The 8,915-nt window shown below is 45.1% G+C and carries 10 protein-coding genes; 4 read left to right on the top strand and 6 right to left on the bottom strand.

Translation table 11 applies throughout. From position 1 onward, the window contains the following. The first annotated feature begins 102 nt into the window (after positions 1-102). On the top strand, positions 103-414 hold the full coding sequence (locus tag OCV81_RS17140; protein WP_148331062.1) for a heavy-metal-associated domain-containing protein: 312 nt from the start codon (positions 103-105) through the stop codon (positions 412-414). Between the two features lie 293 nt (positions 415-707). On the opposite strand, the gene OCV81_RS17135 is transcribed toward OCV81_RS17140, so the two are convergent. Together OCV81_RS17135 and OCV81_RS17130 are read right to left on the bottom strand one after the other, a co-directional pair. Further along, the gene (locus OCV81_RS17135) at positions 708-1,121 is read right to left on the bottom strand and encodes a hypothetical protein (protein ID WP_148331061.1); all 414 of its coding nucleotides are present in this window, start codon (positions 1,119-1,121) and stop codon (positions 708-710) included. Between the two features lie 189 nt (positions 1,122-1,310). Beyond that, positions 1,311-1,712, bottom strand: coding sequence for a DUF6249 domain-containing protein (locus OCV81_RS17130; protein WP_148331060.1), 402 nt, complete (start codon positions 1,710-1,712; stop codon positions 1,311-1,313). A gap of 136 nt (positions 1,713-1,848) precedes the next feature. Between OCV81_RS17130 and OCV81_RS17125 the strand changes: the two genes are divergently transcribed. Continuing rightward, a complete protein-coding gene (locus OCV81_RS17125; RefSeq protein WP_148331063.1) occupies positions 1,849-2,394 on the top strand; it encodes an RNA polymerase sigma factor in 546 nt (181 codons plus the stop codon). Between the two features lie 3 nt (positions 2,395-2,397). After that, complete coding sequence (locus OCV81_RS17120) at positions 2,398-2,757, top strand: hypothetical protein (protein ID WP_148331059.1); 360 nt, start codon at positions 2,398-2,400, stop codon at positions 2,755-2,757. A gap of 165 nt (positions 2,758-2,922) precedes the next feature. On the opposite strand, the gene OCV81_RS17115 is transcribed toward OCV81_RS17120, so the two are convergent. The 4 genes from OCV81_RS17115 to OCV81_RS17100 are packed head-to-tail and all read right to left on the bottom strand — an operon-like array spanning position 2,923 to position 7,418. Next, complete coding sequence (locus tag OCV81_RS17115) at positions 2,923-4,629, bottom strand: acyl-CoA dehydrogenase family protein (RefSeq protein ID WP_148331058.1); 1,707 nt, start codon at positions 4,627-4,629, stop codon at positions 2,923-2,925. Positions 4,630-4,641: 12 nt separating this feature from the next. Beyond that, positions 4,642-5,490, bottom strand: coding sequence for a TonB family protein (locus tag OCV81_RS17110; protein WP_022353463.1), 849 nt, complete (start codon positions 5,488-5,490; stop codon positions 4,642-4,644). A 15-nt stretch (positions 5,491-5,505) separates the two neighbouring features. Beyond that, the gene (locus OCV81_RS17105) at positions 5,506-6,525 is read right to left on the bottom strand and encodes an electron transfer flavoprotein subunit alpha/FixB family protein (protein WP_118431935.1); all 1,020 of its coding nucleotides are present in this window, start codon (positions 6,523-6,525) and stop codon (positions 5,506-5,508) included. 5 nt (positions 6,526-6,530) lie between these two features. Beyond that, on the bottom strand, positions 6,531-7,418 hold the full coding sequence (locus OCV81_RS17100) for an electron transfer flavoprotein subunit beta/FixA family protein (RefSeq protein ID WP_022355034.1): 888 nt from the start codon (positions 7,416-7,418) through the stop codon (positions 6,531-6,533). Between the two features lie 170 nt (positions 7,419-7,588). Between OCV81_RS17100 and OCV81_RS17095 the strand changes: the two genes are divergently transcribed. Beyond that, positions 7,589-8,803 (top strand): mechanosensitive ion channel family protein, encoded by a 1,215-nt coding sequence (locus tag OCV81_RS17095; protein WP_148331057.1) that lies wholly within the window; start codon positions 7,589-7,591, stop codon positions 8,801-8,803. Positions 8,804-8,915 lie beyond the last annotated feature (112 nt).

Here is an 8,915-nt window from a genome sequence, read left to right as displayed (position 1 = left end):
GTTCTCCCCAAAATTACTCATAACAAATTGAATCTCAATAATTTCAAAGAACTACTATGATTTTTTAGTGGACACTAATGTCACCATTTAAATATTTAAATTATGAAACGAATTGTAGTATTATCATTGTTGGCTGTCCTGCTGGGCGGCTTGAATGCTTCAGCTAAAAACATGCGTAAAGTCACTTTCAAAGTTCAGCAAATGGTATGCCAGAACTGCGAAAAGAAAGTACAGAAGAACATCGCTTTTGAAAAAGGCCTGAAAGAGTTGAAAACCAATTTACAGGACAAAACCGTAACCATTGTGTATGATGCCGACAAGACATCCGTAGAAAACTTGAAGAAAGGATTCTCTAAATTCAACTATGAAGCCAAAGTCATCAATGACGTAGCAGATGATACTAAAAAGAAATAAGGATAAAATTCCTTCCTGCTTGAAAAGGCTGTTTCCACCGCCCGTGGAAATGGCCTTTTTCATGTCCAGACGTAAGGACATAAAAAAAGGAGTTCCGCTGAACTCCAACCTTTGTTAACCTTAAATCTAATACTATGAAAAACACAGTGCAAAAGTATTTATTTTATTTGAAACTACAAAAAGCAGAGTCAAAAAACCATGCTTTACAACATATATTAATCATTCTGCATAATGTAATTAAATCTCTTAACAGATAAAATACTAAAACCCAAAAATATAGAATTATAATTCCATCAATGTATTGGAAGTTTATACATCCGATAACAAGAACCTTTTTTCAACTCGAACTCCAAATTCTCCCGATCCTTCCGCGACAGTTTTTCGTGGATATTCACCGCAAACTCATAGGTCGCTCCTTTCTGCATGTGCGGCAGCCGAACCTTACAAAGCCTTTTCTTCTTATAAAACAAGCAAAAAGAAACTTTACGTACTGTTTCTTCTCCGTCGTTGCAAATTTTCATCTTCACGCGCTTTCCATCGGGTAAGGAACAAAACACCGGCGGACAGATAATCATCTCCTTTAATTCATTCGCTCCGTCGTGGTACATTACCATCCGAAGCGAATCCGTTCCTTCCACTTGTGCATGTACCTGACCTACAAACAGCATGAAAGCACATACCACTCCTGTTATGTAATTCCATTTCATAACCCAAAACCTCCATAATTAACCTCTCAGTAAAATTACAAAGAATATCCTATTTGAGTTCAAAATATTGCATCTGTTTGGATAAATAAAGAATAAATGTACATCTTTAAGGCAAATCACGCCATTAAAAAAGCGATTTGACACGTCAATCCCGTATCAAACCGCTTTGTCTGAAAGTAAAATAAGCTTTTATTTTTCCTTGTCCAGCTGTTTCTTTTCAATCAAATAAGAAATGACCAGACCCAAGCCGCCTCCCAGCAATACACTGGCGCTGTAAATGATGGAAACCGTATGTTCTACTACTCGGCATGGGTCTTCTGTAAAATATTCCGGCTGAGTAGCATACACCAAACCATATCCAATCAACAGTCCCACACCTATCCCCAGCAGCAGACATCCCACTCGTAATCCACCAAAAGAAAACAAGCTGGGCCGATACACAATACCTTTCTTAAAGGTTTCCGGTGTCAGCTTATCTCCTAGTTTCTCAATTAGCATCATCCGTTCTCTTCTTCCGGCAAACAGTTCAAACAATTTATAAATCACTCCAAATACAATGGCCACATTGGCTACAATCATTAATTCTTCCATCGTCGTTTCGTTTTTAATTTGTTACTTTGCCCCTTTAGACGCATCCCTACGAAAAAGGTTACACTCCATGAGCAATGAAAAAAAATTTTTTCCGCAGGCTGTAACCTTTCACAAGGCATCGCGTCTAAAAGGCATCATGCAAAACGAGGAATCACATATCATCGCATCCATCCTAAGCGGGAGAACCGAACAGTTCTCCTATTTCCTGGATACCTACGGACCACAGGTGTTTCACTTGATTGTCCGCATGGTAGGCTCGCCGGAGGATGCGGAAGAACTGACGCAAGACTGTTTTATGAAAGCCTTCACCCACCTTTCCTCGTTTCAGGAGAACAGCAGTTTCTCTACCTGGATTTACCGCATTGCCTACAACACCGCCACGTCTGCCCTGCGGAAAAAAGAGCATGAGCTTCTTTCGTTCGACAACCGGATGTGGAACAGCTTGTCGGATACGGAAGTAGACGAAACACTCAATACGGAAAATGAGGTACAGATAGAAAAGCTGCAACGAGCACTCACCCGTCTGACTTCGGACGAGAAGGCCTTGGTGACACTCTTCTATGAAGAAGAGAAACCGGTGACGGAAATAGCCTACATCCTTCACCTGACCGAAAATAATGTGAAAGTGAAGCTACACCGCGTCCGCAAAAAATTATGTACATTAATGAAAGAGGAGGATTGACTTATGAATACCACCCATAAAGGACTCAAAAAGGCTCTCAGCCAGCAGCCTGACTACCGGTTGCCCAGCAATTTCAGTTACCGGATGATGCAGAAGATTCATCAGGAAACCTTGCTACGCGAAAAGCGGCAAGAGAAAAGATTGTTCATCCTTATGCTCGTCACTACCTTTCTGGCGATCGGAGGTTGCCTAATACTTTTGTGCTGGCAATACGGGAATAAGCTACTTTCCCTGCTACACATCTTGCAAGAAGGTAGTCCTTCCCTACAGACCTGTCTGTTTTATCTGCCTATTCTCTTCGCCCTTTTCCTGCTCTTCCTATTCAACCGATGGCTACGGAAAAAACTCATTTCACACACTTAAAGAAAAGATTCAGAAGCAAGTCACCAAACTAAAAAAACTTATTCACTAACACCTAAAAAAAATCCTCCTGTGCCAGTCTTTCATCCGATTCAGACTAACCACAGGAGGATTTTATGGGATGACTTATTCAGTCAGCCGTGCTTATTTGAAAATACAGCCAGAAACTTATTTCCGGTAACTTGCCAGTTCTTCAGCCTGGAACTTGCGGATGAAGTTGAAATGTTTTTCCACTTCTGACTCTGCATAGTTCACATACACATTCAATGACTTGCCGAACATTTCAGGAGCCTTGGTGGCATCCTGCAACAACAAGTGACTCATCACGCAGACAGCCGCCATTTCATACAAACGACGAGCCACAAAATCCAGCAGTTCCTGGTTCTGTGCTTCTTTCACTGCATTGGTGCAGGCTTCCAACTTACGGGTCATTTCTTTGATACGATCCATGTAACCTTCATATTCCGGTGCACAAGGTACCGTTTCAAATTCATGCAAAGTAGCCGCATACGAACCGTTGGTCACGTAACGGATGGCAGCAACCGTCTGCAACTGAGTGGTTCCTTCGTAGATGCTGGTGATACGGGCATCACGGTAGATACGCTGACACGCATATTCCATCATGAAGCCGGAACCGCCGTGTACCTGGATACAGTCGTAGGCATTCTGGTTGGCATATTCAGAGTTCATACCTTTTGCCAGCGGTGTAAAGCTGTCGGCCAGTTTTGCATAGCGTTTCTGCTCCTGACGTTCTTCCGGAGTCAGCTTGCGTTCACGGGCGATGTCGTCCAAGGCTTTGTAGATATCCACATAACGGGAAGTCTGATACAACAACGCACGACCGGCATCCAGTTTCGCCTTGATGGTAGCCAGCATGTCGTACACTGCCGGGAATTCGATAATCGCCTTACCGAACTGCTTACGGTCTTTTGCGTATGCCAATGCTTCATCATAAGCAGCCTGGCTCAAACCTACTGACTGCGCCGCGATACCCAGACGGGCACCGTTCATCAATGCCATGACGTATTTAATCAGACCGAGCTTGCGGTCGCCACAAAGTTCAGCCTTCGCATTCTTGTACACCAGTTCACAAGTCGGAGAGCCATGGATACCCAGCTTGTTTTCAATACGACGTACGTCAACTCCGCCATCGTTCTTGTCGTAGATAAACATAGACAAACCACGACCATCGTGAGTACCTTCTTCCGAACGGGCCAGTACCAGGTGAATATTGGCATCACCGTTCGTGATGAAACGTTTCACTCCGTTCAGGCGCCAGCAGTTGTTAGCCTCATCGTACGTAGCCTTCAGCATCACGCTCTGCAAGTCGGAACCTGCATCCGGTTCAGTCAAGTCCATAGACATGGTTTCGCCCGCACAGATACGTGGGATGAAACGGCTATGCTGGTCTTCGTTACCGAACTCATACAAGGTTTCAATACAGTCCTGCAAAGACCAGATGTTACCGAAACCGGCATCGGCCTGAGCCACGATTTCCGCGCACATGGTGTACGGCGTAATCGGGAAATTCAAACCACCGAAACGGCGCGGCATGGTCATTCCGTTCAATCCAGCCTTTACCATGGCCTCCAGGTTAGCCTTTGTACCCGAAGCATATTCCACACGGCCATTGGCATGATGCGGACCTTCCTGGTCTACTCCTTCGGCATTGGGTGCAATCACCTCACCCGTGATTTCACCGGTAATTTCCAACACTTTATCGTAAGAGTCGATGGCATCCGCATAATCCTGCGGCGCATAATCGTACTCGTCTTTATCTCTGTAATCGCGTTCTTTCAACTGACAGATACGCTCCATCATCGGATTGTTCAAGTGATACTTGAGTTCCGGATGTTCTGTATAAAAGTTTGCCATAATTTTAATTTTTTATTTTGAGGCTTTGAGGTTCGGTATCTTAAATGCAATCGGCAACACAAAACGAATTTTTTTAAATTCCCCAAATTGCACGGCTGGTTCCCACTCTGTTTTCATCAAGTCTTCTTCCACGAAACGAATCGCTTCTTTCCTCAAATAATAATTCTCCGTACTTTGAGGAAGTACATGATATTCCACGATTCTACCACGCTGATCAAAAGTCAATTGTACAAGTACACGTCCTTCCACCTTTTGTTCCGAGGCTTCCAAAGGATAATGCACATGCTCTTTCATAAAAAGCGCCAACGCATCCACTCCACCTGGAAAACCTACAATCCGCTCAGACGGATAGAACTCAATTTCATTTCCTGCAGCATTGTACACATGACCTCCTTGTGAACGTCCTTTTCGGAACTCTTCGGTCCGCCATAAAGAACCATTGGGATAATACATCTCCAACTGTCCTTCGCGTCTGTTATTCTCAAAATGGCAAAGGTACTTCAACTCGCCGTTTCTATAGAACCGACGATACTCACCTTCCTTCTTTCCCTTTACATTCATATAGGTATCCGAAAGTTGTCCATCTGCATAAAAAATGGACGACACTCCATTTACGATACATTTTTTAGGGTCATCTACAAAATAGGAAAAGTGATGTAAATAGAGCAGTGTATCTCCCAAGTTATAAACCTTCACCTCAATATTGTCTTCGGCCAAATCAACCCGAGTACAATATCGAAACGCATTCTCCTTGCTATCCAGCCATCTACCTTTTTTATCCAAATAAATCGTATCTTGCGAAAAGGCAGGAGCTGCAAAAAAGAATATCAGCAGATACCACAGCCACCATTTACCGTCCATACTTACCTCAAATTATTACTTACTGTTCTTTTTGTAATACTTAATCATTTTCGGGATTACTTCTTCCACCGTACCGTTGATGACATAATCGGCAATAGTATTAATCGGAGCATTCGGGTCGCTGTTCACAGAGATGATGATACCTGCATCCTGCATACCGGCGATGTGCTGAATCTGTCCGGAAATACCGCAAGCGATATACAACTTCGGATGTACCGTTACCCCTGTCTGACCAATCTGACGGTCGTGTTCACAGAAACCGGCATCTACCGCCGCACGGCTGGCACCCACTTCTGCATGAAGTTCCTTAGCCAGTTCGAACAGCATGTCGAAACCTTCCTTGCTGCCCATACCGTAACCACCGGCTACTACGATAGGAGCTCCTTTCAGATTATGTTTTGCTTTTTCCACGTGACGGTCGATAACCTTCACCACATAATCTGTTTCGGGTACATACTTCGCTACGTCGTGACGAATCACTTCACCCTGATAGTTGGCATCCACAATTTCTTTTTTCATTACCCCTTCACGAACGGTAGCCATCTGCGGACGATGTTCCGGATTGACAATGGTAGCCACAATGTTACCGCCGAAAGCCGGACGAATCTGATACAACAGGTTTTCGTAAGTGATACCGTTCTTCTTGTCTTCATGGTTACCGATTTCCAGCTGCGTACAGTCGGCTGTCAGACCACTCGTCAAGGCTGAAGACACACGTGGACCCAGGTCACGACCAATCACCGTCGCACCCATCAGGCAAATCTGCGGTTTTTCTTCCTTGAACAAGTTGACAAGAATAGAAGTATGAGGAAGTGAAGTATAAGGGAACAAGCCCGGAGCGTCGAACACATGTACGCGGTCTACTCCGTATGGCAAAACTTGTTTTTCTACATCTGCAAGGCCACTGCCGGCACAAATGGTTTCCAACTGGCATCCCAGCTGGTTGGCCAACTTACGACCTTTGGTTAAAAGTTCGAGACTGACATCGGCCACATGGGCACCTTCCATCTCACAATATACAAATACGTTATTCATAGTCTTTATCCGATAGTATGGTTAGCCAACAGTTCAACAATCAAATTCTCTACGTCTGCATCGCTGCCGGTAAGTGTCTTGCTTTCCTTTGCCTGGAAGATGATGTTTTCAATCTTCTTCACCTTGGTCGGAGAACCCGACAGACCGCATTGTTTCGTGTCACCGTTTACATCGGCTACGCTCCATTCCGTGATGTTCAGATAAGGACGGCTTTCATACAAAGAAGCATAAGGCAGTTCAGCCCCGTCTTTAGTAATGGCCGCTTTTTCCTGACCACCCAGTGCACGTTTGTATTTCTGCACCAGTTTCGCATTGCGCGGACGGCAAGGAGCGGCACTACCGTTCACCGTCAATACAATCGGCAGCGGAGCTTCTACCGTTTCTACACCGCCGTCGATATGACGTTTCACGCGGATGCGTCCGTCTTTCACTTCTTCAATTTCTTCTACGTAAGTTACTTGCGGCAATCCCAGTTTTTCAGCCACCTGCGGACCTACCTGTGCAGTATCTCCATCGATAGCCTGACGTCCACCTACGATGATGTCGTATGCACCAATCTTACGGATGGCAGTGGCCAGCGCATACGAAGTGGCCAGCGTATCGGCACCGGCAAAGGCACGGTCTGTCAGCAGATAACCGTTGTCGGCTCCTCTGTATAATCCTTCACGAATAATTTCAGCGGCACGGCCTGGTCCCATTGTCAGAATTGTCACAGTAGAACCGGGATGTGTGTCTTTCAGTCTGAGTGCCTGTTCCAAGGCATTCAAATCTTCCGGATTAAAAATCGCCGGAAGTGCCGCACGATTAATCGTACCGTCGGCATTCATGGCATCTTTTCCCACACAACGTGTATCGGGAACTTGTTTTGCCAATACTACAATTTTCAAACTCATTAGATTCTTTATTTTGGTATTAGTAATTTCTTGTCGGCAAATTTAGTGAAACCATTTGTTCCGCAAAAAGATATGAAGAAAATAAATGTTTCTACAAGAGGATATTTCTATTTTGCAAACTCTGAGAACTTGTTTATCTTTGAGTCTCCAAAAGAAAAATACTTTACAAAATGAATACACTGAATCAAGAAATCGCACAACTTCTCCAGCAGACCGGCATTGAAAAGAACGACCTCAGCTGGAGCACCCAAGTAGTGCTTATTTTAGCTATTTTATTAATATCCTATCTCATGACCCTGGTATTCCGCCATTTGATTATGCCGGCAGTACGGAAAATCACGGCCCGCACCAAGGCTACCTGGGACGACTATCTGTTTAACGACAAGATGATGACCTCGTTCTGCCGGATGATTCCTCCGATCATCTGGTACGTTCTACTCCCTTTCGCCTTCAACGACTCCTCGGCCTATCTTCTTCAGATTCTACTCAAAATCAGTCTGATTTGCCTCATCATCACCGCTCTCATGCTGATTAAATGTTTTCTGGACTCGCTGTATGAGATTTCCAGCGAGCACGAGGCGTTGAAAAACCGTCCGCTCAAAGGTATTTACCAAATGATTAACCTGATAGCCATCGGAATCGGAATCATACTGATTATCAGCATTCTGATTGACCAGAATGCGACGGCCATCCTGACCGGACTCGGAGCCTCGGCCGCCATTCTGATGTTGATATTCAAGGACAGCATTCTAGGGCTGGTGGCCGGCGTACAGCTTTCGGCCAACGACATGCTGCGTCCGGGCGACTGGATTACCATGACCAAATACGGGGCCGACGGATACGTGGTGGAAGTCTCGCTGACTACGGTCAAGGTGCAGAACTTCGACAAGACCATCACGACCATCCCTCCCTACGCCCTGGTCAGCGACTCCTTCCAGAACTGGCGGGGCATGCGCGAAAGTGGCGGACGACGCATCAAGCGTTCACTGTTCATTGATATGACCACCGTACATTTCTGTACCCCGGAAGAAGTAGCCCGCTTCACGGAAAAAGGATGGATAAGTGCCCCCACAGAAGGCAGCGAACCACCGGTCAACCTGTACGTGTTCCGGGAATATGCCCTGAAGTACATCTGCAGCCATCCCGACGTGAACCATAACCTGATGCAGATGGTCCGCCAGCTGCAACCTACCACCGAAGGCATCCCTGTGGAAGTGTATTGCTTCTCGAACACGCCCGACTGGATTCCCTACGAAACCTTGCAAGGTGAACTCTTCGACCACCTGATTGCCATGGTACCGGAATTCGGGTTGCACATCTTCCAGCGCCCTGCCGGAACCGATTTTCAACCCAATGAGAAAAATGAATTTATAACTTCAAAATAAAAAAGAACAATGGAAACAGGACTTACATAGGGACATTCAGTAAATAATATAAAATTAGCCAACTAATTCATACACAAAGTGTTGCGAATTAGCTGGCTTTTTTGTATCTTTA

This window comes from Phocaeicola fibrisolvens (assembly GCF_025567125.1).
Classification (GTDB): domain Bacteria; phylum Bacteroidota; class Bacteroidia; order Bacteroidales; family Bacteroidaceae; genus Phocaeicola; species Phocaeicola fibrisolvens.
This window is presented reverse-complemented; position numbering and strand designations above follow the sequence as displayed.